29 protein-coding genes and 2 riboswitches are annotated in these 26582 nt (G+C 59.6%); of the genes, 25 read left to right on the top strand and 4 right to left on the bottom strand.

What is annotated here, in order from left to right; translation table 11 throughout:
• Positions 1–28 precede the first annotated feature (28 nt).
• Entirely contained in the window at positions 29–1696 is a 1668-nt protein-coding gene (locus FJ248_04765; protein MBM4120194.1) for a hypothetical protein, read from the top strand.
• 69 nt (positions 1697–1765) lie between these two features.
• Here the strand turns inward: FJ248_04765 and groL are convergent, their stop codons facing one another.
• From groL to FJ248_04750, 3 genes are all read right to left on the bottom strand, one after another.
• Positions 1766–3406 (bottom strand): chaperonin GroEL, encoded by a 1641-nt coding sequence (gene groL / locus FJ248_04760; GenBank protein MBM4120193.1) that lies wholly within the window; start codon positions 3404–3406, stop codon positions 1766–1768.
• A 43-nt stretch (positions 3407–3449) separates the two neighbouring features.
• Complete coding sequence (locus FJ248_04755) at positions 3450–3755, bottom strand: co-chaperone GroES (GenBank protein ID MBM4120192.1); 306 nt, start codon at positions 3753–3755, stop codon at positions 3450–3452.
• A 199-nt stretch (positions 3756–3954) separates the two neighbouring features.
• Positions 3955–4962, bottom strand: coding sequence for a sigma-70 family RNA polymerase sigma factor (locus FJ248_04750; protein MBM4120191.1), 1008 nt, complete (start codon positions 4960–4962; stop codon positions 3955–3957).
• 99 nt (positions 4963–5061) lie between these two features.
• Here FJ248_04750 and FJ248_04745 point away from each other — a divergent pair, with 99 nt between their 5' ends.
• The 16 genes from FJ248_04745 to FJ248_04670 all read left to right on the top strand — a co-directional run bounded on the left by FJ248_04745 (position 5062) and on the right by FJ248_04670 (position 18495).
• Positions 5062–6270 carry a bifunctional 3,4-dihydroxy-2-butanone-4-phosphate synthase/GTP cyclohydrolase II gene (locus tag FJ248_04745; protein ID MBM4120190.1) on the top strand — a complete coding sequence of 403 codons (1209 nt, stop codon included), beginning with the start codon at positions 5062–5064 and terminating at the stop codon, positions 6268–6270.
• 16 nt (positions 6271–6286) lie between these two features.
• Positions 6287–6820, top strand: coding sequence for a 6,7-dimethyl-8-ribityllumazine synthase (locus tag FJ248_04740; protein ID MBM4120189.1), 534 nt, complete (start codon positions 6287–6289; stop codon positions 6818–6820).
• Positions 6821–6842: 22 nt separating this feature from the next.
• Positions 6843–7286 carry a transcription antitermination factor NusB gene (gene nusB / locus FJ248_04735; GenBank protein ID MBM4120188.1) on the top strand — a complete coding sequence of 148 codons (444 nt, stop codon included), beginning with the start codon at positions 6843–6845 and terminating at the stop codon, positions 7284–7286.
• A complete protein-coding gene (locus FJ248_04730; protein MBM4120187.1) occupies positions 7283–8590 on the top strand; it encodes an adenylosuccinate lyase in 1308 nt (435 codons plus the stop codon). The genes nusB and FJ248_04730 overlap by 4 nt, the downstream gene beginning before the upstream one ends.
• The gene (locus FJ248_04725; GenBank protein MBM4120186.1) at positions 8583–9290 is read left to right on the top strand and encodes a phosphoribosylaminoimidazolesuccinocarboxamide synthase; all 708 of its coding nucleotides are present in this window, start codon (positions 8583–8585) and stop codon (positions 9288–9290) included. The genes FJ248_04730 and FJ248_04725 overlap by 8 nt, the downstream gene beginning before the upstream one ends.
• 119 nt (positions 9291–9409) lie before the next feature.
• Positions 9410–9604: a hypothetical protein gene (locus FJ248_04720; protein MBM4120185.1), complete on the top strand. Its 195-nt coding sequence runs from the start codon at positions 9410–9412 to the stop codon at positions 9602–9604.
• 23 nt (positions 9605–9627) lie between these two features.
• On the top strand, positions 9628–9870 hold the full coding sequence (purS, locus tag FJ248_04715; GenBank protein MBM4120184.1) for a phosphoribosylformylglycinamidine synthase subunit PurS: 243 nt from the start codon (positions 9628–9630) through the stop codon (positions 9868–9870).
• A 57-nt stretch (positions 9871–9927) separates the two neighbouring features.
• Positions 9928–10644, top strand: coding sequence for a phosphoribosylformylglycinamidine synthase subunit PurQ (purQ, locus tag FJ248_04710; protein ID MBM4120183.1), 717 nt, complete (start codon positions 9928–9930; stop codon positions 10642–10644).
• 258 nt (positions 10645–10902) lie between these two features.
• The gene (gene purL / locus FJ248_04705; GenBank protein MBM4120182.1) at positions 10903–13152 is read left to right on the top strand and encodes a phosphoribosylformylglycinamidine synthase subunit PurL; all 2250 of its coding nucleotides are present in this window, start codon (positions 10903–10905) and stop codon (positions 13150–13152) included.
• A gap of 40 nt (positions 13153–13192) precedes the next feature.
• Positions 13193–14647 carry an amidophosphoribosyltransferase gene (locus FJ248_04700; GenBank protein ID MBM4120181.1) on the top strand — a complete coding sequence of 485 codons (1455 nt, stop codon included), beginning with the start codon at positions 13193–13195 and terminating at the stop codon, positions 14645–14647.
• Positions 14648–14861: 214 nt separating this feature from the next.
• Positions 14862–15383: a TlpA family protein disulfide reductase gene (locus FJ248_04695; protein ID MBM4120180.1), complete on the top strand. Its 522-nt coding sequence runs from the start codon at positions 14862–14864 to the stop codon at positions 15381–15383.
• Positions 15383–15622, top strand: a complete 240-nt coding sequence (locus tag FJ248_04690) for a hypothetical protein (protein MBM4120179.1) — start codon at positions 15383–15385, stop codon at positions 15620–15622. Before FJ248_04695 ends, FJ248_04690 begins: the two co-directional genes overlap by 1 nt.
• Positions 15619–16212 carry a hypothetical protein gene (locus FJ248_04685; GenBank protein MBM4120178.1) on the top strand — a complete coding sequence of 198 codons (594 nt, stop codon included), beginning with the start codon at positions 15619–15621 and terminating at the stop codon, positions 16210–16212. The genes FJ248_04690 and FJ248_04685 overlap by 4 nt, the downstream gene beginning before the upstream one ends.
• Positions 16213–16214: 2 nt before the next feature.
• Positions 16215–17009 carry a tetratricopeptide repeat protein gene (locus tag FJ248_04680; protein ID MBM4120177.1) on the top strand — a complete coding sequence of 265 codons (795 nt, stop codon included), beginning with the start codon at positions 16215–16217 and terminating at the stop codon, positions 17007–17009.
• Complete coding sequence (locus FJ248_04675; protein ID MBM4120176.1) at positions 17006–17455, top strand: hypothetical protein; 450 nt, start codon at positions 17006–17008, stop codon at positions 17453–17455. Before FJ248_04680 ends, FJ248_04675 begins: the two co-directional genes overlap by 4 nt.
• Positions 17452–18495 carry a methyltransferase domain-containing protein gene (locus FJ248_04670; protein MBM4120175.1) on the top strand — a complete coding sequence of 348 codons (1044 nt, stop codon included), beginning with the start codon at positions 17452–17454 and terminating at the stop codon, positions 18493–18495. Before FJ248_04675 ends, FJ248_04670 begins: the two co-directional genes overlap by 4 nt.
• Here the strand turns inward: FJ248_04670 and FJ248_04665 are convergent.
• Positions 18413–18811 (bottom strand): hypothetical protein, encoded by a 399-nt coding sequence (locus tag FJ248_04665; protein ID MBM4120174.1) that lies wholly within the window; start codon positions 18809–18811, stop codon positions 18413–18415. The genes FJ248_04670 and FJ248_04665 overlap by 83 nt on opposite strands.
• Before the next feature lie 66 nt (positions 18812–18877).
• On the opposite strand from FJ248_04665, the gene FJ248_04660 reads away from it, so the two are divergent.
• The 8 genes from FJ248_04660 to FJ248_04625 all read left to right on the top strand — a co-directional run bounded on the left by FJ248_04660 (position 18878) and on the right by FJ248_04625 (position 26571).
• The gene (locus tag FJ248_04660) at positions 18878–19270 is read left to right on the top strand and encodes a DUF393 domain-containing protein (GenBank protein ID MBM4120173.1); all 393 of its coding nucleotides are present in this window, start codon (positions 18878–18880) and stop codon (positions 19268–19270) included.
• A gap of 72 nt (positions 19271–19342) precedes the next feature.
• Positions 19343–19514, top strand: a riboswitch (cobalamin riboswitch).
• Positions 19515–19722: 208 nt separating this feature from the next.
• On the top strand, positions 19723–20607 hold the full coding sequence (locus FJ248_04655) for a cobalamin-binding protein (protein MBM4120172.1): 885 nt from the start codon (positions 19723–19725) through the stop codon (positions 20605–20607).
• Between the two features lie 17 nt (positions 20608–20624).
• Positions 20625–21683, top strand: a complete 1059-nt coding sequence (locus tag FJ248_04650) for an iron ABC transporter permease (GenBank protein MBM4120171.1) — start codon at positions 20625–20627, stop codon at positions 21681–21683.
• Complete coding sequence (locus FJ248_04645; GenBank protein ID MBM4120170.1) at positions 21680–22531, top strand: ABC transporter ATP-binding protein; 852 nt, start codon at positions 21680–21682, stop codon at positions 22529–22531. The genes FJ248_04650 and FJ248_04645 overlap by 4 nt, the downstream gene beginning before the upstream one ends.
• A gap of 61 nt (positions 22532–22592) precedes the next feature.
• Positions 22593–22860: riboswitch (cobalamin riboswitch) on the top strand.
• 31 nt (positions 22861–22891) lie between these two features.
• On the top strand, positions 22892–24853 hold the full coding sequence (locus tag FJ248_04640; GenBank protein MBM4120169.1) for a TonB-dependent receptor: 1962 nt from the start codon (positions 22892–22894) through the stop codon (positions 24851–24853).
• 54 nt (positions 24854–24907) lie between these two features.
• Positions 24908–25510 carry a cob(I)yrinic acid a,c-diamide adenosyltransferase gene (locus tag FJ248_04635; protein MBM4120168.1) on the top strand — a complete coding sequence of 201 codons (603 nt, stop codon included), beginning with the start codon at positions 24908–24910 and terminating at the stop codon, positions 25508–25510.
• A 223-nt stretch (positions 25511–25733) separates the two neighbouring features.
• Complete coding sequence (locus tag FJ248_04630; protein ID MBM4120167.1) at positions 25734–26054, top strand: hypothetical protein; 321 nt, start codon at positions 25734–25736, stop codon at positions 26052–26054.
• Between the two features lies 1 nt (position 26055).
• Positions 26056–26571, top strand: a complete 516-nt coding sequence (locus tag FJ248_04625) for a hypothetical protein (GenBank protein MBM4120166.1) — start codon at positions 26056–26058, stop codon at positions 26569–26571.
• Positions 26572–26582 lie beyond the last annotated feature (11 nt).

Here is a 26582-nt window from a genome sequence, read left to right as displayed (position 1 = left end):
GACTCTGACGTCGGTATAATGCCGCTCTATGGCACATGCGACCACGTCTGCCAAAACATCTTCACGCCCATGTCCGGATCCCACACCACTGCTGCTTGCCTCCGACCTGCCACAGACTGAGGCAGCTGCGTTGCTGACGGCCTACGGCGTGACGGACGTCAAGCGGGCTGACGCTAATCTCCAGGCGATGGCTGGCGAACCAGGGACACGGAAGCTGCTGGCGACGATACTCGGTGACCTGTTGGCCGGACTGGCAAAGACCGCCGATCCGGATCAGGGGCTGAACCATTGGGAGCGGATGCTGCAAGCTGGCCTGCATCGAAGTCAGTTGCTGGAGTATCTGCGTAACCATCCTCGCATGCTGCATTTGCTCTGCGCGATCTTCGGCAGCAGCCCAGCCATGGCGCAGACGCTGATCCGGGATCCGCTCCTGGTGTATTGGCTGGCAGACCAGCAAGTCCTGACCCGACGGCCGTCGCGGGAGATGCTAGCGGCGTCGCTCCGCATGATGTTAGCGAACGTGAAGATGGTTGAGCGGAAACTCGACGCGCTGCGGCGGTTTTGCCGCAGGGAGACGCTACGCATCGGCGTCCGGGATCTGTTGAAGCTGGCGGACGTACCCGAGACGACCGCCGCGCTGACGGACCTAGCGTGCGTGCTGATCCAGGCGGCCTATGTAGTTGCCGAGGCCGCGTTGCGCGAGCAATTCGGACGGCCGATGCACAAGGATCGGCAGGGGCGCCTAGTGGACACCGGCTTTGCCGTGATTGCCATGGGGAAGCTCGGGGGAGGAGAGCTCAATTACAGTTCCGACGTGGACTTGCTCTACGTCTATGCGTCGGATGAGGGCAACACGGTGCCGGCGTCTCGTTCTGGCGCTCGTTCCGTTTCCAACGAAGAATATTTTGAGCGTCTCGCACGTGACGTAACCAAGGCGCTGGCCGATCCCTCTCCCGAGGGACATGTCTTTCGCGTGGATCTCCGGTTACGTGCTGAGGGTACGACTGGCCAGCTGGCCCGGTCCTTGAAACGGTACGAGCAGTATTATCTGATGAGGGGGGAACAGTGGGAACGAATGGCGCTGTTGAAGGCCTGGCCGGTAGCCGGCGATGAAATGGTCGGTCAGGCATTTCTCAAGCAGGCCGACGCGTTTATTTTCGATCCCGGCAGGCGGCACGATCCAGCCTCTCTGCTGGCGCAGGTCAAGGCTGTAAAGGACATGATCGATTCGCAGATGGCCCGGCGGGGTCAAAAGCGCCGGAACGTTAAACTGGGGCAGGGCGGCATCCGCGAGATCGAGTTTATTGTGCAGACGGCGCAAATTTTATTGGGCGCACGGATCCCTGCCATTCGTGACCGTAGTACGATGGGTGCGTTGGAGAAGCTGGGACAGCAGCGAGTGCTGTCTTCCAAGGCACGGCAGGAATTGGAGCGCGCATATATCTTTTTGCGTGATGTCGAGCACAAGCTGCAGATGGTTCACGATTTGCAGACGCACGCGCTCCCGGAGTCCTCGGATGAAATGACCCGCTGCGCCATTCGGATGGGCTATGACGCGGTCAGACGGGGCGCCGCAGTAAAAGATTTTGTAGCTGACCACCACCGGCACACGGCAAACGTGAACCGGATTTTTAAAAGCCTGTTCGACGCGCCGTCTCGCTCTAGTTTCGCCAAAGCTGCCCAAAACCTTGCCTAAAAACACGAAGAGCCGGGCAGCGTATGCTGCCCGGCTCTCTGCGTACTTTAAGCTAGAGACCGCCGCGGGCTAGTACATGCCCTCCATGCCGTGGTTGTGCCCATGGCCGCCCATCGCCGGTTCTTTCTTCTCTTCCGGCAGATCGGTGATCATGACCTCGGTCGTCAGCATCAGGCCTGCGACGCTGGCTGCATTTTGCAGTGCGCAGCGCGTCACCTTTGTTGGGTCGATGATGCCGGCCTTCAGCATGTCCACGTACTCTTCGTTCGCGGCGTTGAAGCCATGGCCGGGGCTCTTTTCCTGACGGACTTTGTCCACCACGACAGAACCCTCCATGCCGGCGTTCTGGACGATCTGACGGATCGGCTCCTCGAGCGCCCGCTTCACGATGTTGACACCGACCTGCTGTTCGGCCGGGACACCCTTGAGGTTGTCAAGTGCCTGGACGCAGCGCAGTAGTGCCACGCCACCGCCCGGAACGATGCCTTCTTCGACGGCTGCCTTGGTGGCGTGCAGCGCGTCTTCCACGCGGGCCTTCTTCTCCTTCATCTCAGTCTCGGTCGCGGCGCCCACGTTGATGACCGCCACGCCACCGACGATCTTGGCTAGCCGCTCCTGGAGCTTCTCCCGGTCATAGTCGGAGGTCGTCTCCTGGATCTGGGCTTTGATCTGCTTCACGCGGGCCTCAATTTTCTTAGAATCACCATGCCCCTCGACGATCGTGGTGTTGTCCTTATCGATCGTCACGCGCTTGGCGCGGCCGAGGTCCGTGAGCTTCACGTTCTCAAGCTTGAGGCCGAGATCCTCAGAGATCACCTGGCCGCCGGTGAGGATTGCGATGTCCTCCAGCATGGCTTTGCGGCGGTCACCGAAGCCCGGCGCTTTTACGGCCGCCACGTTCAGCGTGCCGCGCAGCTTGTTGACCACCAGGGTCGCTAGCGCTTCGCCTTCGACTTCTTCAGCAATGATCACCAGCGGACGACCCATCTTGGCCACCTGCTCGAGCAGGGGCAGGAGGTCCTTCATGCTGCTAACTTTCTTTTCATTGATGAGAATGAGTGGCTCCTCAACGGAGGCTTCCATCCGCTCGGCGTTGGTGACGAAATAGGGGGAGATGTATCCGCGGTCGAACTGCATGCCCTCGACCACGTCCAGCGAGGTCGTCATGGACTTGGCTTCCTCGACGGTGATGACACCATCCTTGCCAACCTTCTCCATCGCCTCGGCGATCAGGTCACCGATGGTTTTGTCGTTGTTGGCCGAGATCGTGCCGACCTGAGAAATCTCTGTCTTGGCCTGGCAGGGCTTGCTGAGCTTCTTGAGTTCCACCACGACGGCTTCGACCGCGCGATCGATGCCGCGCTTGATCTCCATCGGGTTGCCGCCCGCCGTAATGTTCTTGGCGCCCTCGCGGTAGATGGCCTGCGCCAGGACCGTCGCGGTGGTCGTGCCGTCGCCCGCCGTGTCGCTAGTCTTGCTGGCGACTTCGCGAACGAGCTGGGCGCCCATGTTTTCGTAGGGGTTCTTAAGCTCAACTTCCTTCGCGACCGTCACACCGTCCTTGGTGATGGTCGGGGCGCCGAACTTCTTGTCCAGAATCGCGTTGCGGCCTTTGGGGCCCAACGTCGCCTTGACGGCGTCGGCCAGCTGGTTGACCCCCTTCAGGATCGACGCGCGGGCCTGTTCGCTATACAACAGTTGCTTTGCCATTGGATTCTTCCTCCTTACAGAACGAGTTGCCGTAGTTGGGTTATTAGTGGGAGAAGATGCCCAGGATGTCCTCTTCCTTCAGGATCAGGCAGTCTTCGTCGTCGATGCGGAGCTTGCTGCCGGAATACTTGTCGAACAGCACTTGGTCACCGACTTTCACGTGCTCGACCTTCTTGCCGACGGCCTGCACCACGCCACGCTGCGGCTTTTCCTTTGCCGAGTCCGGCACATAAATGCCGCCCGCCGTGCGCTCCATTTCTTCGGTGTAGGTGACAAACACGCGGTCGCCTAGAGGCTGGAAGCCCTTAGCGGCCTTAGAGTCCTTCTTATCCTTCGTCGCCGATGACATAACGCTGCTCCTCCTTACTGGTGATTTAGGGCCTGCTGTTATTGTGTGATGCGTTCAGAACGGACGAATCTATCACAACATGCACCCAGACAGATAGTGCTTTCCTCTTGCAAGTCAAGGGGAGGGCCGAGGTTTTCTTTCTGCGGACAGGCGGGTTAAGTAAAATCGTAAGCCATTGATTTTTAATGGTTTACTGTTCTCAGCGCAGGCTGTGAAAATCAGCCACGTCTTTTTTGATGAAGTCGCGCAGGCGGCTGATGAGGCGCGCTTCCAACTGGCGGGTTCGTTCCTTGGTGATACCGTATTTCTGTCCCATATCCTCAAGCGTGACCGGCGTTTCGGACAGGATGCGGTTGCGGAGGATGTCCTCGTCCCGCTCGTTGAGCGTCTGGCTGAATTCGGCAAGCTTCTGATGGAACAGGCGGCGCAGCTCGAAGCTCGCGATTTGCTCATCGGGCGCCGCCTCCTGCGAGGGCAGGATGTCCATTAGGGTGCCGCTGTCGCTGTCCTGGGTCAGCGGCTGGTCGAGCGACACCTCCCAGCTACCCATGCGCTGGTCCATCTCGACCACGTCGCGCTCGCTGACGTGGAGCCGATCTGCCAGGAGTTTCGCGTCAGGCACGAAGCCCTGACGCTCCAGTTTCTCCTTTTCCTTGCGCAGATTGTAGAAGAGCTTACGCTGGTCCTGCGTCGTGCCGACCTTAACCAGTCGGTAAGTGCTCAGGAGATAGCGGAGAATGTAGGCGCGGACCCACCAAGCCGCATAAGCGTAGAAGCGGACGTTCTTCGCCGGGTCAAATTTCTTGATGGCCTGCATCAGGCCGACGTTGCCCTCCTGGATCAGGTCCATGTGGTCGGCGCCGCTGCGCAGATACTCCGTGGAAATGGCGACGGAGACGCGTAGATTGGCGAGGATCAGCTTGACCGCCGCCTCGCGGCTCCCCTCACGGTATTGCCGGAAGAGTTGCAGCTCTTCTTCCTTTGAGAGAAAAGGATAACGGCGGATTTCGGCAAGATATTTCTGCAGCGTCGTGACCGGGACAACCGACGTCGATACGTCGCTCGTTAGGCGAGTCTCCGCATCGTCCGGCTCGCGGTCCGCCGCCCCTCCATCGGCTGGTTCGTTCACCAGTTCCGGCGTGACGGGGACCAGCGGTTCCTCGACCTCGTCTGTATTGCGTTGAAGTTTGCGCGCGCGCTTCGCCATATGAATCTGGTGATTATAAACGCGTTGACAGCCAAGCTCAAAAAGTTTTATATATTAAGCACTTATCAAGCTCTTCCCTTCCACTAACCGGACAGGCAGATGGCATCACCGTTCAATACGATCGAAGACGCGATCAAGGAAATCAAGAAGGGTCGTTTCGTGATTCTCGTCGACGACGAGGACCGCGAGAACGAGGGGGATCTGGTGATGGCGGCCGACAAGGTCACGCCCACCGCGATCAATTTCATGGCCAAGCATGCGCGCGGATTGATCTGCCTTGCGCTGACGCCCGAGCGGGTGGAGCAGTTGCAGCTCCCGCCGCAGGCACCGGAAAACACCGCCACGTTTGGCACAGCCTTCACGGTCTCGATCGACGCGCGTCACAATACCACAACTGGCATTTCCGCCGCCGACCGGGCGACAACCATCCGCACCGCTATCGATCCGAAGTGCATACCGGGCGATCTCGCGCGACCGGGCCACATTTTTCCGCTCAAGGCGCAGACGGGCGGCGTTCTCCGGCGCGCCGGGCAGACGGAAGGCTCGGTGGATTTGGCGCGGCTGGCCGGATTGGCGCCCGCTGGCGTGATCTGCGAGATCATGAACGAGGACGGCACCATGGCCCGTGTGCCCGAGCTGGGCGTCTTCGCCAAGCAACACAAGCTGGCAATGGTGACGATCAAAGCGCTCATCGAATATCGCATGCGCCGAGAAACTTTCGTGAAGCGCGTGGCTGAGGCGCATTTGCCAACGACTTTCGGTGACTTCGAAGCGATCGTTTTCGAAAACGAGGTGGACGGCGGTACGCACGTCGCACTGGTGAAGGGGCGGGTCAGTCCGAACGATCCCATACCGGTCAGAGTCCATTCCGGCTGTCTCACTGCCGATGTGTTCGGCTCGCTACGCTGCGACTGCCGCGATCAGCTGCACCGGGCGCTCGAGATGATTCAGAAGGAAGGCCGCGGGGTCCTGCTCTATCTCAACCAGGAGGGGCGGGGCATCGGCCTTATCAACAAGCTGAAGGCCTACAAGCTGCAGGACGAGGGGCACGACACGGTCGAGGCCAATCTCAAGCTCGGCTTCAAGCCGGACTTGCGGGACTACGGCATCGGTGCGCAGATTCTCGCCAATCTGGGACTGCGACAGATCAGGCTGATGACCAACAATCCGCGCAAGATCGTCGGCATCGAAGGGTACGGGCTGAAAGTGGTGGAGCGGCTGCCGATCGAGGTGGCGCCCCGGCCCGCGAATGAAAAATATCTGCGGACTAAAAAGAATAAATTAGGGCATCTGTTGAACAAGGTCTAAGAATCGTATGGTTCCCATGAGAACATTCGAAGGCGAATTGAACGCGGCAGGTTGCCGCTTCGGCATCGTCGTCAGCAAGTACAACGAATTCGTTACCAGCCGTTTACTGGCAGGGGCAGCGGACGTATTGGTCGAGGCCGGTGCCAGCCAGGACGATATCGACGTGGCTCATGTACCTGGGTCCTACGAGATTCCGCTCGTAGCCCGCGAACTGGGGAAGTCCGGCCGATACGATGCGATTATCTGTTTGGGCGCGATCATTCGGGGAGAGACGCCGCATTTTGAGGTCATCGCGGCGGAAACGAGCCGGGGCATTGCGCGGGCAGCGATGGAGGTGGCGGTGCCGGTCATTTTCGGCGTGCTCACGACGGATACCGGCAAGCAGGCGCTCGAACGGTCCGCTGAGCCGGAGCATAACCGCGGTTCGGAAGCGGCCCGCACCGCCATCCAGATGGCCAATCTGATGCGGCAGTTGCTCAGACAGAGCAGAAAGCCCGGTGCAGCTGCCAAGACGCCAGCGCATCCAGCCACAAAGAAGGCTAGGAAATGATCCTGTCTCACGGGAGCTGGTGATGGGTACCCGCCGCCAGTCCCGCATCTGCGCGCTTCAGCTGCTTTTTCAGTGGGATATTCACCATTCGACCGAGCATTGGCTGGCCGATTACTGGACTCAGCATCCCGCCGTGCCGGAAGTCCGCGAGTTTGCCGAGCAGCTTGTCGAGGGCGTGATGGATCGTCAGAAGGAACTCGATGCGCTCATTGGCAAGCTGGCGACCAACTGGAAAGTGCCGCGCATGCCGATCGTGGACCGGAGCATTCTTCGCATGGGCCTCTACGAACTGCTCTGGCTTCCAGATGTGCCAGCCAAGGTGACGGTGAGCGAGGCGATCGAGTTGGCCAAGCAATTCGCCGACGATGAAACCAGAAAATTCGTGAATGGCATTCTCGATAAAGTGTTGAGGGACGATCCGCGGCTGGAAGGCAAGCGCGCCGAACTGGCGGAGGCGGGCAAGTGATCGAACGCTATACCTTGCCACGGATGAAAGCCGTTTGGGATCTGCGGCGCAAGTACGAAATCTGGCTAGAGGTCGAGCTGCTTGCCTGCGAAGCACTGGAAAAATCCGGGCAGGTACCGCGTGGTACGGCCTCGCGCATCCGCAAGCGCGCGAAGATTGACCCGGATCGTATCGCCGAGATCGAAAAAGTTACCAAACACGACGTCATCGCCTTTCTTGAATCGCTTGCCAAGCCAGTCGGCAGGGACGTCCGCTATCTACACACGGGCCTGACCTCGTCTGACATCGTGGACACGTCGCTTGCCGTCCAGATGGGCGAGGCGCTCGACCTCATTCTGCTCGATCTGGAGGTACTGCTTGCTGTGCTGAAGAAGCGCGCCTTCGAGCATCGCGACACGATCATGGTCGGCCGCTCACACGGCATCCATGGCGAGCCGGTCTCGTTCGGCTTCAAACTGGCCATCTGGTACGAGGAGGCAAAGCGACATTGCGCCCGGCTGCGCGCCGTGCGCAAGGAAATCGCCATTGGTAAGCTTTCGGGCGCCATGGGCACCTTCGCACACCTGGGGCCAGAGGTGGAGGAGTTCGTTTGCAAGAAACTCGGCTTGCAGGTCGATCCGGTATCCAATCAGATCGTGCAACGAGATCGGCATGCGGTCTACGTCTCCGCGCTGGCGCTGCTGGCGGGGAGCATCGAAAAATTTGCGACCGAAATCCGACATCTTCAGCGGACCGAGGTGCTGGAAGCAGAGGAATTTTTCTCGGAAGGGCAGAAGGGCTCCTCGGCCATGCCGCACAAGCGCAACCCGATCGCGTCGGAAAATCTCTGCGGTCTCGCACGCCTGGTGCGGGCCAGTAGCCTCGCGGCGATGGAAAACGTCGCGCTCTGGCATGAGCGGGACATCAGTCATTCCTCCGTTGAACGCGTCGTCATGCCGGACAGCACCATTCTGATGGATTACATGCTGGTACGGATCACGGACCTCATCCGCAACCTCATCGTCTATCCGAAGCGGATGAAGCAGAATCTCGAGCTGACCGGCGGGCTGGTCTACTCGCAGCGGCTGCTGTTGGCGCTGGTGGAGAAGGGCGCCCAGCGCAAGGAGGCCTACGAGGCCGTGCAGCGCTGCGCGATGTCGGCATGGAAGGGGCGGGCCGGGTTCCACGATCTGGTTAGCAAGGATCCGCTCATCTCGAGACACCTCAAAGCATCGCAGATTCAGGCCTGCTTCGATCCGGCGTATTATCTGCGTCATGTGGACAAGATTTTCAAGCGTGTGTTCAGCGGGAAAGCGCATGAATAAGGGGGCGCTCCTCTACGAAGGGAAAGCGAAGAAGGTTTTTGCAACGGAGAAGTCCGACCACGTTGTTCAGTATTTCAAGGACGATGCAACGGCGTTCAACGCGCAGAAGCGCGGCACGATCGTGGATAAGGGCGTGGTCAACAACAAGGTAGCCTCGCGCCTGTTCCAGTTACTCGAAGAGCAGGGCGTGCAAACCCATTTCATTGAGCGGCTCAGCGACCGCGAGATGATCACAAAGAAAGTCGCTATTGTGCCCATCGAGGTGGTCGTGCGGAACATCGTGGCGGGCAGCCTTGCGAAGCGGCTAGGATTGACGGAGGGGGAGAAGATCGAGCCGGCGGTTGTTGAGTTTTACTTCAAGAACGACGCGCTCGGCGATCCGCTGATTGCTGAGGAGCATGTGCGCCTGCTTAAGCTGGCCACGCCGTCGGTTGTTGAGGACATCAAACAGCAGGCGCGGCGCGTCAACGCGGTGCTCCAGCCCTTCTTCAAGGATCGCGGGATGGTGCTGGTGGACTTCAAGCTGGAGTTCGGCATCCACCACAACAAGCTGATCCTCGCGGATGAGATTTCTCCTGACACCTGCCGCATCTGGGATGCCAAGACCGGCGATGTCATGGATAAGGACCGATTCCGCAAGGATATGGGCAAGATCGAAGAAGCCTACCAGGAAGTGCTCCGCCGCGTGTGCGGCGGGTAGGCATTGGGTATGCAATACAGGCCCTACGCTATAGGCACTGGGCTGCGGGGAAGAGTTTCAGATGGCCTTATCCTCATTCATCGCTTATGGCCGATAGCCCATAGCCTAAGGATAAAACAGTGAAGCGTCTTCTCCAATGGTTTTTGCACTACGGCCTGGTGGCATCGGTGTTGGTTTGGGCCGGAGCCGTCGGCCTGATGGCCTATCGTCTCGACGATTCGCCCTGGCGGTGGGCATTTGTCGCGCTTTCAATCGGCGGCGTGGCAACTATTGGTGCCATCATCTGGATTCGCAAGTACATCGATCGCCAGTAGGAAGCCGTCAATACGAGGATGTCATGGTGAAAGCGAAAATTTATGTCACGCTGAAGTCGGGCATTCTGGACCCACAGGGCAAGGCCATTGAACATGCGCTGGAGGCGCTGGGCTTCAAAAACGCTGGCAACGTTCGCATGGGCAAATACCTCGAGCTGGATGTAAACGAAAAGGACAAGACTAAGGCTGAGGCCGAAGTGAAGTCCATGTGCGAAAAATTGCTAGCGAATACTATTATTGAGGAATATCGGTTCGAGCTAAGTTAGGGGCGAGAGTTCATTGAATTTGCTTGTTACGCGTCACGTGTCACCCGTTACAGCCTTATGAACTTCGGCGTCGTCGTTTTTCCTGGCTCCAACTGTGATCACGACTGCATCCACGTCATCTCCGACGTCTTGGGCGAGCAGGTCACGCCAGTCTGGCACAAGGAGACCTCGCTACGCGGATTGGACGCGGTCATTCTCCCTGGCGGATTTTCCTATGGCGACTATCTTCGCACCGGGGCTATTGCGCGGTTTTCTCCGGTGATGATGGCGGTCCAGCAGTTTGCCAAGGAAGGCGGGATGGTCATCGGCATCTGCAACGGCTTCCAGATTCTCTTGGAGGCGGGGCTACTGCCCGGGGTCATGTTGCGGAACCGCTCGCTCGCATTTATTTGTAAAGACGTGCATGTCAAAGTCGAGAACGCTGCTACGCCGTTTACGGGCCGCTGCGAATCGGGGCAGGTGCTTAAGATTCCCATCGCCCATGCAGAGGGCAACTACTACGCTGATCCCGTTACACTCGCAGCCCTCCAGGCCAACGCGCAGATTGTATTTCGGTACTGCACCCCGGATGGCCTGGTGACGGCGGAGAGTAATCCCAACGGCTCGCTCAACAACATCGCGGGCATCCGTAACGCCGAGGGGAATGTGTTAGGCATGATGCCGCATCCCGAGCGCAGCGCTGAGGACGCACTGGGCAACGACGATGGCCGATGGATCTTCCTCTCCATTTTGGATGCGCTCACGAAGGCAAAAGTTAAGACGGGTGGGGCGTGATGTGCACAGGCATCTATCAGCGTGTTTCGGCGAGGGTTATGGGAAAAATCGACGACTCAGTCTGGCGGTGCGCAGATTCTATTGATTGGGGTTCCCGGGGAGTAGATCCCGGCGCGCAGACAGATTTGCATCCATGAATACTTTGGTCTCGATCTCATATTGTCTGGCGGGTAGTGACCAAGCGTCTGCCGGTTCTTAAGCGTCACATCGCAGCCACCTTTTTCAAGGTTGCGCAATTGAGGAAGAAAGTTTGGGGAAATGAAGCCGTCTAGCCCGACCGTTACCAACGACATCATCAAGCAGCATAATCTGACCGATGATGAGTACAAGAAGATTGTCGAGATTCTCGGCCGGGAGCCGAACTTGACCGAACTCGGCATCTTCTCGGTCATGTGGTCGGAGCACTGTTCCTACAAAAGTTCGCGCATTCATCTGAAGAAGCTGCCAACGACTGGCCCGCGGGTGGTGCAGGGGCCGGGCGAGAACGCTGGTGCGGTGGACATCGGCGACGGGCTCTGCGCGGTGTTCAAAATGGAATCGCACAACCATCCCTCGTTCATTGAGCCCTACCAGGGCGCGGCGACGGGCGTCGGCGGAATTCTGCGCGATATCTTTACGATGGGCGCGCGGCCGATCGCGCTGCTGGACTCGCTGCGCTTCGGTTTGTTGGAGCAGCCAAAGACCCGGCATCTCTTAAAAGGCGTTGTTGCAGGAATTTCTGCCTACGGGAATTGCATGGGCGTGCCGACGGTGGGTGGCGAGACGGTCTTCAACGAAATCTACGCGAACAATCCGCTGGTGAATGTCTTCTGCCTCGGTATCGCAAAGAAGGATAAGCTCTTTAGGGGCACGGCGGCGGGCGTTGGCAATCCGGTGCTCTATGTCGGTTCGAAAACGGGCCGCGACGGAATTCACGGGGCCACGATGGCCTCAGATTCTTTTGACGACAAATCCGATGCGAAACGGCCGACGGTACAGGTAGGGGATCCCTTCACAGAAAAGCTGTTGCTCGAAGCCTGCCTTGAATTGATGTCCACGGATCTGCTGGTCGGCATTCAGGACATGGGGGCGGCCGGATTGACCAGCTCGTCCTGTGAAATGGCCTCGCGTGCGGGCAACGGCCTGGAGTTGGACCTCACGCACGTGCCCCGGCGCGAGCCGGGCATGGCGCCCTATGAACTGATGCTCTCCGAATCGCAGGAGCGCATGCTCATGGTAGCGAAACAGGGCAAGGAGGAAGAGGTCCTCCGCATCTGCCGCAAGTGGGATTTGGACTGTGCCGTGGTCGGGCGTGTGACAGGTGACGGCATTCTGCGTGTGATGGATCAAGGTAAGGTCGTGGCGGAGATTCCGGCCAAGTCGTTGGCCGAGGAGGGCCCGAAATACGAGCGCCCCAATGCCCCCCCGGCCTATCAGGAATTGCTCCAGGCGCTCAACATTGATGCGTTGCTGGAGCCGAAAGATTACGCCGCGACGCTGCTCGCTTTGTTAAGCGCGCCGACCATCGCGAGCAAGCAATGGATCTACCGGCAATACGATCACATGGTCCGCACAAACACGATGGTGCGGCCCGGCTCCGATGCGGCGGTGCTGCGCATTAAGGGGACGAAACGGGCGGTGGCGATCACGGCGGACTGCAATGGGCGGTACTGCGTCCTGCATCCTTATATTGGGGGAATGATTGCGGTGGCAGAGGCCGCGCGCAATCTCGTCTGTTCGGGCGCTGAACCGATCGGCGCCACGGACTGTCTGAATTTTGGCAACCCGGAGCGGCCCGACGTGATGTGGCAGTTCATTCTGGCGGTTGAGGGCATTGCCGACGCCTGCAACGTTTTGAACGTGCCGGTCGTGAGCGGTAACGTGAGCTTCTACAACGAAACGAACGGACTGAACATCTCTCCCACACCGATCCTCGGCATGGTCGGGCTGATCGAGGATGCCGGCAAAATCATGACCCAGTGGTTCAAGCACAAGGGCGATGTCATTATCCTGCTGGGGGAAACCAAAGAGGATTTAGGCGGGACGGAGTATCTGCGTGTCATCCACCATCGTGAGCAAGGCGAGCCCCCGGCGCTCGACCTGGACGTCGAGAAAGCCTTGCAGGCCTGTACATTGAAGCTGATTCGCGACGGGCTTGTGCAGTCCGCGCACGATTGCTCGGATGGCGGTCTAGCCGTGGCGCTAGCCGAGTGCTGCGTGTCGGGCGAGCAGCCGCTCGGCGCAACCGTGCAGCTTCCAGCCGGGCGTACCCGGCGTGATGCACTGCTGTTCGGTGAGAGCCAGTCACGGATCGTTCTATCGGTCAAACCGGAACATGCCGGCCAGGTTTTGACAGCCGCACAGACAGCTGGTGTCCCGGCTACACGAATCGGTATGGTCGGCGGCAATCGGCTGGCAATTGAAGTGGACGCCGGGAAACAGCAAGCCGGTTGCCGAATCGACGTCGAACTGGGTACAATTCATGACCGGTGGGCCAACAGTCTCGAGCGCACGCTTAATCAGGCGTAAGGAAGTCAGGGGCATGAGCCGCACCCGTAAAGAGCTTCCGATGGTCCAGCGCCCCACGTCGCGCACCGCGCGGCCGCAATTCATTACCCCCGACAAGTTTCACGACGAATGCGCTGTCTTCGGCATCTACGGCCACAAGGAGGCAGCCAACATCGCTTACCTCGGCCTCTACGCGCTGCAGCATCGCGGGCAGGAAGGCTCCGGTATCGCCGCGACGGATGGCGAACATTTCCACGTTGAAAAGGGCCTGGGGCTCGTCGCCGATATCTATACCAAGTCAGCGATCAAGCGCCTGCATGGGCACGCGGCGATCGGCCACAACCGCTATTCGACGGCAGGCGGCGGCGGGCTCAAGAATGTGCAGCCACTGACGGTTAATTTCGCCTTTGGTAACATGGCGCTCGCGCATAACGGCAATTTGATCAATGCCCCCATGCTCCGCAACGAGCTGGAAGCTTATGGCGCGATTTTCCAATCCACGACAGACAGCGAAGTCATCATTCACCTGATCGCCCATTCGCGTGCGGATACGCTGCTCGCGCGCATCGTGGACGCGCTGAGCCAAGTCCGGGGTGCTTTCTCGGTAGTCATTCTGACGGAACAGGGCGTGATTGCGGCGCGCGACTCCTATGGGCTGCGGCCGCTCTGCCTTGGGCAGGTAAAGGGGAGTTGGGTCGTGGCGTCGGAAACTTGCGCTCTCGACCTGATCGGCGGGGAATACGTGCGGGATGTCGCGCCGGGTGAATTGGTCATGCTTGACCATCGCGGCGTGACCTCGCTCAGGCCCTTCACCCACACGCGTGAGGCCATGTGCGTGTTCGAGTACGTCTACTTCGCGAGACCGGACAGCAAGATTTACGGCAACAACACGGTCTACGCGACGCGGAAAGCCTACGGCCGGCAACTGGCCAAGGAATCAAAGGTGCAGGCCGACATCGTCATTGCCGTGCCGGACTCCGGTGTCCCCGCCGCGCTGGGATTTTCTGAGGGGGCGGGGATTCCCTTCGAGACTGGCCTGATCCGTAACCACTACGTCGGCCGGACCTTCATCGAACCGGAGCAGCAGATCCGCCACTTTGGCGTGAAGGTGAAGCTAAACGCCGTACCCGACGTGCTAAAGGGGAAGCGGGTGGTTGTGGTGGACGATTCACTTGTGCGTGGGACGACGAGCCGAAAGATCGTCAAAATGATCCGCCACGCAGGCGCCAAGGAAGTCCATATGCGGATCAGTTCTCCACCAATTATCTCGCCCTGTTTCTATGGCATCGACACGCCGAGCAAGAAGGAGCTTATCGCCTCTGACCACAAGCTTCAGGAAATCAAAAAATACATCACGGCCGACACGCTAGCCTATCTGAGCCTCGACGGCATGCTGGCTGTGTCGCCCGGGCATGCTCCTCAATATTGCAGCGCCTGCTTCACCGAACAGTACCCGATTCCGTTTTCTAAGGCGGAAGAGCTGCAATTAGGCCTGTTCGAACCCCATCACTCGTAGATCGCTAAAAAAGGCGTTCAGCGTTGTTTTCAGTTGTCCGTCTCCCCCGCAGTGCACCTAAAACGTACGTCACAGTCACCGACCGCCCTGCAGTCGTGCGAGAGGGCCTTGTGAACGACCCTTAGTAATACATGGAAGGCCTGTTGCCCGAGAAATTTTGGCCATGTTAGGATGCGTTGACATACTTGGTATCACCATGTTGACGGAGGTCATCATGAAACGTCTCGCACTCATCGCGCTGTCGGTGTGTGTTCTCACTTCAACGGCGCTTGCGGCTGGATTCTTCAAGATCGGGGAGCCGGCGCCGAATTTCACACTGAGTTCTCTCACGGGAGACACCGTGTCATTAGCGGGCTTCAAAGGCAAGGTGGTCGTGCTGGGGCTTTTCCATATCTGCGAGCCGTGCCTGGAGCAAGGGACCAATTTGCAAAAGGTTCATGAGGCAACCAAAGGCAAGAACGTGCAAGTCGTTGGCGTCAATTCTGCCGGCAATTCGAAAGACCAAATTGCAAAGTTTCTGCATCAGTTTCCAGTGACGGTGACCTATCCCTATCTGGTTGATCCTAAGAAGGACACGGACAAGCTCTACGGTGGTGGCAAGTTCATCCCGAATGTGTATGTAATCGATCAGAACGGCATCATCCGCTGGCAGCGGGTCGGGACCATGGAGCTGGCCGGTGATGAGGTGATTCTGCAGGAAGTGAACAAACTGCTGGCCACAGCGAAGGGGCTGTAATGGACGAGATCGAGGCGGGAACGAAGAAGTTTCACGAACTGGTGAAGGAACTGGACGCTGCGGTGCAGGTGGTGGTGCCTGTGAAGCCGACCAACAGCATGTTTTTAATCTCGCTCACTAAGGGAGCCAACCGCAAGTTCATCACCATTCCGGAGGACGACATCATTGACCTTCCCAGCGACGCGGGCATTGCCGCCAAAGTGCGCAAAACGGTTCAAGACGCGATCGCGGCGTTATGAAACAGCTGTTGCCTGGCATTTGGCAGTGGTCTTGGTTTTCAGAGGACAAGCAGCTCGACTTCAACGGCCTGTTCCTGACTATCGGAGACCACCGCATTCTGGTGGACCCGCCTCCAATGACCGCCGTAGACGTGGCACAGGCTGGGCGAGGCGGGGCGATCGATTACATTCTGATCACCAATCGCGATCACGAGCGGGAGGCTGCCGCGTTTCAACAGCAGTTCAGCTGTCAGGTCTGGCTGCCTGAAGTTGACGCGCCGCAGATGACGGTCAAATCCAACAAGACATATAAAGACGGTGAATTACTGGCCGGCGGAATCTGGGCCGTACATCTGAAAGACCAGAAGTCGCCCGGTGAATGTGCCCTGTTCATCCAGCAGGGGAAGGGCATTCTGATTGTCGGCGATGCGTTGATTGGCAAGCCGCCCGGGTCTGTTTGCATGCTGCCGGCGGAGCGTCTCGCTGATCCTGCCAAAGCTCGCGACGGATTAAAGCGGCTGCTGAAATACAACTTCGACACGCTGCTCGTTGGGGATGGCACTTCTATCATGACCGGTGCCAAGGCCAGCGTCGAAGCGCTCCTCCTCTAGCCATGCGCGAACACGGCTCCGCACAACTTAACCGACGGGGGAACCAGCATTTCTCGCGTGGCGATTACACCAGTGCCCACGAATGTTACATGAAAGCGCTGGAGTGTGACCGCAAGACCGGCGATCGCCGTGCGCTTGTGACCACGCTCGGAAATCTCGCCAATATCTGTGGTGTCAGCGGCCACCGGGAGGCAGCGCAAAAACATTACGAAGAGGTGCTGGATCTGCAGAAACAGTTCGGGGATGAACGGGGTATCGGCACGACGCTGGCTAATCTTGGCAATTTGCGCGCGGATGCTGGTGAGTGGGGCCGGGCCCGCGCCTACTACCTTGAGGCGCTCGATATTCTCAATCGCGCGAAGGATGAGGCCGCGAAAGCGGTACTGCTGTCAGACCTCGGTTTCGTAGCCCGCGAAACCGGCCAGTACGATGAGGCCGTACGCTTCTACGAACAATCGGTTGCTTTGATGAAGCGGTTGGACGATCAGGGGGGGGTGGCCGATGCCTGGCGCATGATAGCCCGGACCTATTTGATGCAACAACGCTACGCTGACGCAGTGGCCTGCTCCCAGACCAGCCAGGCGATTGCAGAACGCATGCGCGACGAGCTGCGCGTCGGGGGAGCGCGGTACGTGCTGGCCGGCTGCTACGAACAGTTGGGCCGCTTGCAGGAGGCCGCTGACTTGCTTGAACTGGTCGTGGCGATGGATCGCAAGTACCAATTGCCCAAGCTGCAAGAAAATATCGGTCGGCTGAAGACGTTACGCGGTCGTCTGACCGAGAAGGCCCGTGCATGAGCGAGAAAAGCACGCTTCCTCCCGCGCCGGCTTGGACGGAAGCCCGTACGAGACTGCAGCAGTCGGAGCCGGCTTTCGACGAGCTGGAGCCTGGTGGGGCGCTGGCGCTTGCGTTGAACGATGACGGCTGGATTCTGGAAATCACGCCTGATGGCCGACTGATCTGTCAGGCCGGCATGGATATCGAAGATATTCAGAGTTTGTTGTCTGACGGCACGCCAGAAGATCTGGGTACAGACGAGCTCGCTAAGCAGGCCAAATATTATTTACAGCCGATGGTGGCGAAGTTTCGCAAACCGCTCCGGGATGCGGGGTTCGAGGAGCAGACCGAGATGACCGAACAATATGTGGCCATTACCTTCCAGCGGCCAGTGGATTTTTTAAACGTAGACGCGGTCATGCAGTCGATCCGTTGGTGCAAACAGCACTTTGCCGTGAAAGCATGACGCCGCCATCTTCGATCCATACGTTTGGCCAGTTTCGCGATGCGGTGGCCGCGTACCGGCTGCCGCGTTTTATCCTGACCGCCCTCGATCTTGATCTGTTCACCGCTGTCGGCTCAACAAGCTGGACAATGCCGGCGTTGGCAAAGCGGTTACGCGTCAATGCGCGCGGACTTGAGATTCTCTGCCGGAACCTGGCCTGCGCGGGGTTGCTCATCAAATCAGGCGCACGCTATCGGAGTAGCCGCTTTGCACGACAGGAACTCAATCAAAAGAGTCCGGACTATCGCTCGGCCTATCTCGATTTGCTGCGTAGTCATTGGCATGACTGGTCGCAACTTACCCAGTCGGTGAAGCGTGGGCGGCCGGTGGATGACGACAAGGGATCAGACGATCCGGCCGATCGCCGGCGGTTTTCGTGGGCGATGCATTACCGGTCAGTTGATGTGGCGACGAAAATTGCCACGCAGATCAATTTGCACGGTGCGAAGACACTCCTTGATCTGGGCGGGGGGCCGGGGACGTATGCGCTGGCTTTTTTGAGGAGCCATCCTTCGCTCCGTGCGACGATCTGTGACCGCGCACCGGCCTTATCCGTGGCGCGTGAGATCGCTGCGACCGTGCCGCAGGGGAAGCGGCTCTCCTATCTGCCGTTGGATTTCGTCACGCAGCCGATTCCCGGGCACTACGACGTCATCTGGTTCTCTAACGTCCTGCATATCTATTCCCCAAACACCAACTGCACGCTGTTCCGGAAGATGGTCCGTGCGCTGACGCCGGGCGGGCGCCTGCTAATCCAGGATGCCTTCCTGCACGATGGGCAGGGGTTATTCCCTCAAGACGCAACGCTCTTTGCCGGCACGATGCTGTTGTTTACTGACGAGGGCAACACCTATGCGGCACGTGACACGGCGCGCTGGCTGCGCGCGGCCGGCTTTGCGAAGGTTCGTCGGCTCAGGATCAAGAGGGGGATGGAGGACTGGGACGGGGGGATTCTCGAGGCGTCAACGGCTCTCCGATCGTCAAGAACTCCTTCCCGCTGACGACGATCACCAGAAAATTCAGTGTGCCTGTTAGCCCGCTCAGCATCGTAACAATCTGCGGGACATCCGGCTTTGTGATCCCCTGCACGACGGTCGCGATGTCGAGCGCCAGCCCCACGGTGCCGTACATGACCGCCCCCATGAGCGCCCATCGCTGGCGTGTCAGCACGCAGGCGATCAGCACAGGGAACCCAAACAGCACCGTTGTCCAAAGAATCATGTGGGGCGGGGAATCGGTGCCGATCGTGGCCAATTGCACCGAGCCGGCACCCAGTAATGCGATCAATAAGACGATGGTCGCTGTCCGGGCAGTCATGGGGCACCACTATAGCAGAAGCTCCGGCGCCTTGCCTTCGCTCAATGCCGATGCTAGCGTTGCGGTATGCACGATACACCGCAACGTATTCTCATTTATGACGGCCAGTGCCGGCTCTGTGTGATGGCCAAGCAGGGGATTGAGCGGCTTGAAACGCAGCCGGGCGTCCGCTTCGTGCCCTATCAGAGTGAGGAAGCCGCCCACTGTCTGGCCGCCGACTACCGGCCCGGCCAGCCCGACGCAGCGTGTCTGGTTGAGCAGGACGGGACTATTCTGAAGGGGTTGGATGCGTTCGTGCCGTTGCTACCAGGCCTGCGTGGCGGCTGGCTCGCACTGGTGTTTTGGAAGGTGCCGGTACTTCGTCCGCTGGCCCATGCGCTCTACCGCGTGATTGCTAAAAATCGCTATGCGTGGTTCGGCACGGTCAATTCTTCCGCCTCCCCTGGATCTTCTCGTTGATGTGGTGAGCCCTGGATGGGGCGCCTAGTTTAAACTTGACAGGCTGCAGCCGGTGTCCCTACAGTGCGCTCCACCATATCAAGCAGTCCGGGTGAAGGGAAGAGGGTGCGAGTCCCTCGCGGTCCCGCCGCTGTGACTGGGGAATGCCCCGCAAGCGCCACTGTCCAGTTAATGGATGGGAAGGCGCGGGGATGAGCTGCAGACCCCAGAAGCCAGAAGACCTGCCCGGCTGGTACGCAAACCTTCCCTCGAGGGCTGGGGAATAGGTGAGGTGAGTTGCGGGACGATCCTCAGGGTCTTTCAGGCCTTGAGGATTTTTTGTTTTGACGGCTTGTGGCGGTCAGCGCATAGCGTGCAGTAAAGAAAGTCTGGGCCGGAGCCCGTGGCTATTTGCGATGTGCTGCCTGCTAGTGGCTGGCTTGGGGCTCGCCGACGACGGGGATGCAGCGGTTATGAAAAAGCGCCGACAGCAGGGCATTCTGACCGGCATGCCCTTTATGGCCAATCTCGCGCCACGCACCTTTGTGGACGATCTGGACCGGAAAATTTTTCTGGCAGCGGCGCCGGTCCGCATCGTGTCGCTGGCGCCCAGCGTGACGGAAATGCTTTTTGCGATGGGCGCTGGCGGGCAGGTTGTGGGCGTGACAAAGTTTTGCGATTACCCGCCGGAGGCGGAGGCGTTGCCGAAGGTCAGTGCGGGCACGCCCAACATCGAATCCCTCGTGGCGTTGAAGCCTGACCTAGTGGTGACGTCCAAGGACTTCATCCGTCCCGACACGCTGGCCAAGTTGGAGCAGCTCAAAATTCCCACGGTCGTGTTCGTGGACGCAGCAGTGGTGGAAGATGTGTACCGGCACATTCAGATGCTGGGCCGCATGCTCAACCGCCAATCCGCAGCCGATGCTGTGGTGGGCGGCATGCGGCAGCAGGTGGCCGACATCACGATGAAGACAAAATCGCGTCCGCATCCACGCGTGCTCTACGTGCTCAACGGTGATCCCTTCGTGACGGTGGGGACGGGCAGTTTTATCCATCAGTTGATCGGCTTAGCCGGCGGGATCAATGTCGCGCAGGCTTCACCGGTCGCCTATCCGCGGCTGAGTCTTGAGGAAGTGCTCAGGCAGGACCCCGAAATCATCGTGTTTCCAGCGGGGGTCGGCGAAAGCGTGCCCGAGGAGGAACAGCGGCGCTGGCGGCAATGGACGACGGTGACAGCGGTCAAGCGCGACCGGTTCGTGCAGGTGCCCAGCGTGCTGCTGGACCGGCCCGGGCCGCGCGTGGTCGAAGGATTGGATGCGCTGGCCCGCCAGCTGCATCCCGAGGCGTTCGATAAATGACGTTGGTGGCCACGACCATGGCGGACGCACGAACCGCATCGCGCCTGCTGCCGGCCACGTTGACGCGTGGGCGATGGCTGTCCACGATCGCGGCGCTGACCGGTGTCAGCCTGGTAACGCTGTTGATCTGCCTACAGATCGGCCTCGAGCGCATCGGCCTGGCTGATCTGATGGCGATGGTGATGCGGCTGGTACGCCAGGAGGCCGCCCCAGATGGCGCGGCAACAGCGCAACTTATTGTCGTGCACATCCGGCTGCCGCGCATTCTGCTGGGTTTTCTCGTGGGCGGCTGCTTGGCGGCCGTCGGTGTCGGCTTGCAGGCCCTCCTGCGAAATCCTCTGGCCGATCCCTACGTGCTCGGCATCTCGAGCGGGGCGTCCGTCGGCGCAGCGATCGCCGTCGTATTGCATTTGGTCCCTGCGGTGGTCCCGGTCTGCGCCTTTGGCGGAGGATTGCTGGTGCTGCTGGTGCTCTACCGCCTCGCTGTCTCCTGCGGGCCGCTGGCCGTACATACGCTGTTGTTGGGCGGGGTGATCGTCAGCGCGCTCTGCTCGGCCCTCATCATGTTCGTCACGTCGCTGGTGGACCCTGCGCGGGCGTTTCAGATCATCGCCTGGCTCATGGGTACGCTCTCGGCGCCGGATTATGCAACGATGGGGTGGCTGGCACTGTGTCTGGCGCTCGGGCTGGGGCTGCTGTTTCGCCACGCCCACGCGCTCAATCTGTTGACGACGGGTGAAGAGTCAGCGCGCTCCATGGGCGTGGACGTTGAGCGGGTCAAGCGGCAGGTCTTCGTCGTGACGGCGCTCCTGGTCGGCGTGGTGGTGTCGGTCAGCGGACTGATTGGTTTCGTCGGCATGGTTGTGCCACACGCCGTCCGGATGGTGGTGGGTGCCGATCACCGGCTCCTGCTGCCAGCTGCGGGGCTGGTCGGTGGCGCGTTGCTGGTGGTGGCCGATACGGTGGCCCGCGTGATCCTGTTGCCCGCAGAGCTTCCGGTGGGAATAGTGACGGCGCTGATCGGGGCGCCGGTTTTCCTCTATCTGCTGATGACCAGGAAAGGCGGCCTGGCATGAGTGCGATGACGGTTGAGCGGGTTCCGGCCTATCGGATCTCGGACCTGAGGTTTGCCTACGGCTCCGATGCCTCCAACCATCCGGCTGTCACGGACATGAGGTGCGAGATTGCACAGGGAGAAATCGTCGGCCTCCTCGGTCCTAACGGATCGGGCAAATCCACGGTGCTCAAGCTGCTGGCAGGCCTGCTGATGCCACAGGACGGCGGGGTCCACATATATGATCGTCCGCTTGCGCACCTGCCGCCGGACGAACTGGCGCGCGCGGTGGCATTCGTGCCGCAGCAACAGCCGGCGTGGTTTCCATTCACGATCGCGGAGGTCGTGCTGATGGGGCGGTTTCCGCACCACCGCGCACGTGGCGGCTGGCTCGGGTTCGGCTGGGAGACGCGCGAAGACTTGTGTCAGGCGGAAGCCGCCATGGAGATCATGGACGTTATGCATCTGGCCGGGCGCTCAATTGATGACGTGTCCGGAGGGGAACGGCAGCGGGCCTTGATTGCCCGGGCGCTGGCGCAGGCGCCGGCGATATTGCTGCTCGATGAGCCAACGGCATTTCTGGACTTGTCGCATCAGGTTGAAATTTGCCAAGCGCTGCGCCGTCTGCACGACGACCGGGGACTGACGGTAGTCTGGGCATCGCACGATCTGAACCTGGCGAGTCAATATTGCGATCGTTTGTTGCTGCTGGATCGGGGATCGGTCGCACGCATCGGCACGCCGGCGGAGGTCCTTCGGTCCGATTTGATTACCTCGGTGTATGGCTGCCCGGTGCTAGTGGATGCCCATCCGGTGTCGGGTGTGCCGCGGGTCACGCTGCCGGGACAAGCGGTATCTGGCGCACGCTAACGAAAGTTGCAGAGCGGACACGTGTCCAGCCGTTCTGTTTAAGTAAGACGGGGCACGGCTAACATTTATCAGGAGGAGTGTTCGGGATATTCGGTCCATAGAACGGGGAAGATGGTGCAAAGCCATCACGGTGCCGCCACTGTAAGCGGGGAGTAATCCCGCAGGATGCCACTGTTCGACAGGCGTTACACGCCAATCGTGAAACGTCAAGCGCAAGAAGGTTCTTGCGACTGACAACTGACGGTTGATGCGTAACGACCTAGGATGGGAAGGCGCGGGAACGCGACGATCCGCAAGTCAGGAGACCCGGCTGTCGGACCAGATCCACGCAACCCTTCGTGCACAAGGGGGAGCAGAGCGATGTCGAATGGATTTTCGTTTGTACGGGTATGTCTGGTGACAACGGCCGTAATGACGGCCAATGTTGCGCTTGTGTCGGCGGAGGAGACGTCACTGTCCAGAGAGGCAGACACGTCTGTGATCGAGGTGCAGGAGGTCGTTACCAGCGCGACCAAGACGGCGCTGCCAGCCAGTCAGGTGACAAGTGCGATCGAAGTGATTGACGGGGAGGAAATTCAGCGCAAGCGGATCAAAACCGTGATCGAGGCGTTGCGGCTTGCGCAGGGTGTGTTTGCCTTCTCGCAAGGCGGTCCCGGGGGGCTCGCCAACGTGCGCATTCGCGGGGCTGACACAAAACACACGCTGGTGGCGATCGATGGCGTGATCGTCAACAGCCCCACCAACGGCGCCTATGATTTTGCCCATCTCACTACGGACAATATCGATCGCATTGAGATTCTGCGTGGCGCGCAAGGCATGCTCTACGGAGCCGATGCCGTTGGCGGCGTGATCAGTATCACGACCAAGCGTGGGACCGGGAAGCCCGCAGGCAGTGCCTTTTTCGAGTACGGCTCGTTTGCCACGACGCGCGAAGGCGTGCAGGCATCAGGCGCCGAGGGTAGCGTGGATTACTCACTCTCGCTCTCCCGCTGGCAGACGGGCGGGATTTCGGCCCTCAATTATAAACGGGGGGCGTACGAGCGGGACGGCTATCGCAACTGGCAGGGTTCGGGCAAGCTCGGCGTTGCCTTGCCGCATGACGGACGGCTGGAATTGAATATGCGCTGGCTGACGGCACACAATGCCATGGACAGCTCGCCTGCATCGGACGTATTTGGGGCCAACAACACCAACCGGGCTTTGATGGTGAGCGGAGCCTACAGTCAGCGGATCACGTCCTGGTGGGATCAAAAACTGACGGTTGCGCAAAATCAGGAGTTCCAGGCTTCGGTCAGTGGGTCACTTCAGAGAAATGTGAGGACGGGGGTGGTCGACACGCCGTACCAATCTCCGTCCAACCTTGATATCAGAAACAAGCGGCTTGAGTGGCAGCACAATGTTCAAGTGGGTAAGCCGCTGCTGCTGACGGGCGGATATCAATTTCGCGAGGAGCAGGGCAATTCGAGCGGGTTTTACGGCTCGGCTCAGCCGAATCGTCTGCTCAGTACCCATTCCGGGTTCACCCAGGCCCAGCTCAACGTAGAGAACCGCCTGATCCTGACCGGCGGCGTGCGGCAGGACCGTTACAATACATTTGGCGATGCGACCACCTATCGCGTCACCGGCGGATTCCTGCTCCATGAAACCGGCACCAAGCTCCGCAGCAGCTATGGCACGGGATTCCGCACGCCGACACTGAATGATTTGTTTTATGAAAATTCCTCGAAGCCGGACTTAAAGCCAGAAAAAAGCCGGAGCTTCGATGTCGGTGTGGATCAAACGCTGTGGGGCGGGCGGGCGCAGGTGAGCGCGACCTATTTCTGGAATCATTTCCGTAATCTGCTCGTGTTTCAAAACTCTCACTCGCTGTGTCCGGCTTCCTCGAGTTATGGCTGTCCGATCAACATCAATCAGGCCAGGACGCAGGGATGGGAACTGGCAGGTACGGTCACGCTACGCGAGAATCTCCAGGTCAAAATGCAGTATACGATGACGGTCGATCGCAATCTCACCGATAAAACCCGTCTGCCGAGGCGTCCAATGGACATGGCCAGCGCGGGGTTGAGCTGGCAGCCGGTGGTGGGTGCCCAGTTGAACATGGATTGGCGCTTTGTGGGTGCGCGGAACGATACTAAGAACAATCTGCCGTCCGAGCGTCAGGGATCGTTCGGTGTGGTCAATCTGTCGGGATCGTACGATTTCGCGACGCACTGGCAAGCGTTCGGGCGCATTGAAAACCTGTTTAACCAGGACTACGAGGAAGTGCTGTTTTACGGCACGCCGACCCGATCGGTGTTTGGTGGGGTGAAGTTTACTTATTAGCGGGGTGCGTGGCGGTCCGCGTCTGCGGACCGCCGCGTCCCAGAAGGCATTGCGATGAAACGCCGGCGCAGTCTGCGGATTACGAAGGTCTACACGCGTACGGGCGATGCGGGGCAAACCCGTCTTGCCGGGGGGCAATCCGTGTGGAAGGATACTCTGCGTGTGGAGGCCTACGGCACCGTGGACGAATTAAACGCGGTCCTCGGAGTGGCGCTGGCTTTTGCCGCCGTCCGTGGTATGGACAAACGGGTACGCGCGTGTCTGGCTGCGGAGTTGCCGCGTGTCCAAAGCAAGCTGTTCGACATCGGTGGCATGCTGGCCACCGCGCCCGGGCAGCAGTTCGCGAACATGCCGCGCGTGACGGAACGGGATGTGGCGCGGCTCGAGCAGCTCATGGATGCATGCCAGAAGGAATTGCCGCCGTTGAAGGAATTTCTCTTGCCGGGTGGCGGTGGTGTTCCTGCTCTCCTGCATCAGGCGCGCACCGTCTGTCGCCGGGCAGAACGGGTCTGCGTCCGGTTGGCGCGTCAGGAGCCGGTGGACCCGCAGATCGTGCCGTACCTCAATCGCCTGAGTGATGCTCTGTTTGTCCTGTCCCGCTGGGTGACCAGGCGCACCAAGGGGGCCGAAGCGCTCTGGCAGCGGAATCTGGATTGATTCAGACAAACCCGCCCGTACCCTTATGATTGAGGGTGCCAGTTCCCATCTCAGCTGGTTTTTTCCTGCAGGCGCTGGCGCGTCGCTCATCTGTGCTGCCCCGGCAGCCCCACCGGTAGGCGCGAGGCCGTCATTGGTCACAATCGCCGTAACGTGCTGACAGGCCACGGAAATCTCCGCCTAATTTTTAGGCAATCCGGTCTCACTCGACGTGGGTGGTCTGATGACGCACAGGAACATCCACAGCACGTCCACAATTTTTGTGGACAGTCGTGGTAACGGTCATGGCGGGAAGATGGGTGCGCGGCAGTGTCGGATTGATCGTTGGATGGGGAAAGCGGCCAGGTTCGGCTATAATCGAGGCATGGTCCACCCCGGTCTAATTGGCAATAGTAATGTCGCGCGGGCAGAAAACTCCTGGCGCCTCGTGTACCATCAGCGTTGCGAGCTGACTGATCTGCGGGCCTGGGCTTTGAACTGGTGCCTCGCCGGGTTGTGGCTGACCCTCCTAACCATGGACGAGGAACAGGACTGCGAGCGGTAGTATGCCCAAACTCGTCACAGCCCAGCGCCAGGGATCGGAACAGGAAAAAGCGCACGAATACATCAAAACGCACATGTTATTTCCGGCCAGTGTGTTGGGCTTGATCTGTCTCGTGTCTTCGGCCGCCACGCTGGTGTACCAATTCATCACGGCGACGTATGAAGCGGTGGCATTGGCCGAGACGACTGGCCTGTTGGTCGCGGGGATGATTTTGGGGTGGGGGCAGACCACCTATCATCGATATCTGTTACGCGAGCATGCCTGGTATTGGGCATCAAAAATGCGCATTTTTGAACGGAAGGGACCGCGCAAGGTGAAAGCCGACGGCATGGTGCTGGATCATCCTGGGCGTGCGTGGGTGCCGCTGGCCTATGCGGTCGGCGCCGGCATGCTGGGGGCGCTGTCCCTGTGGAGTTATCTGGTAGGCCACGTCGCCAACGTAGCGGCGTTCCTCATGCCCTGGGCGGGGTTTTTTTGGGCCAAACTGTTTTGCTGGCGACGGGTGTTAGGAAAGTAGGCAGTCAGCAG

Origin of the sequence: Nitrospira sp. (assembly GCA_016873435.1) — a bacterium.
Taxonomy (GTDB): Bacteria; Nitrospirota; Nitrospiria; order Nitrospirales; family Nitrospiraceae; genus VGXF01.
Note: the sequence above shows the minus strand (reverse complement) of the source record. Positions and strands in the feature narration are given on the sequence as shown.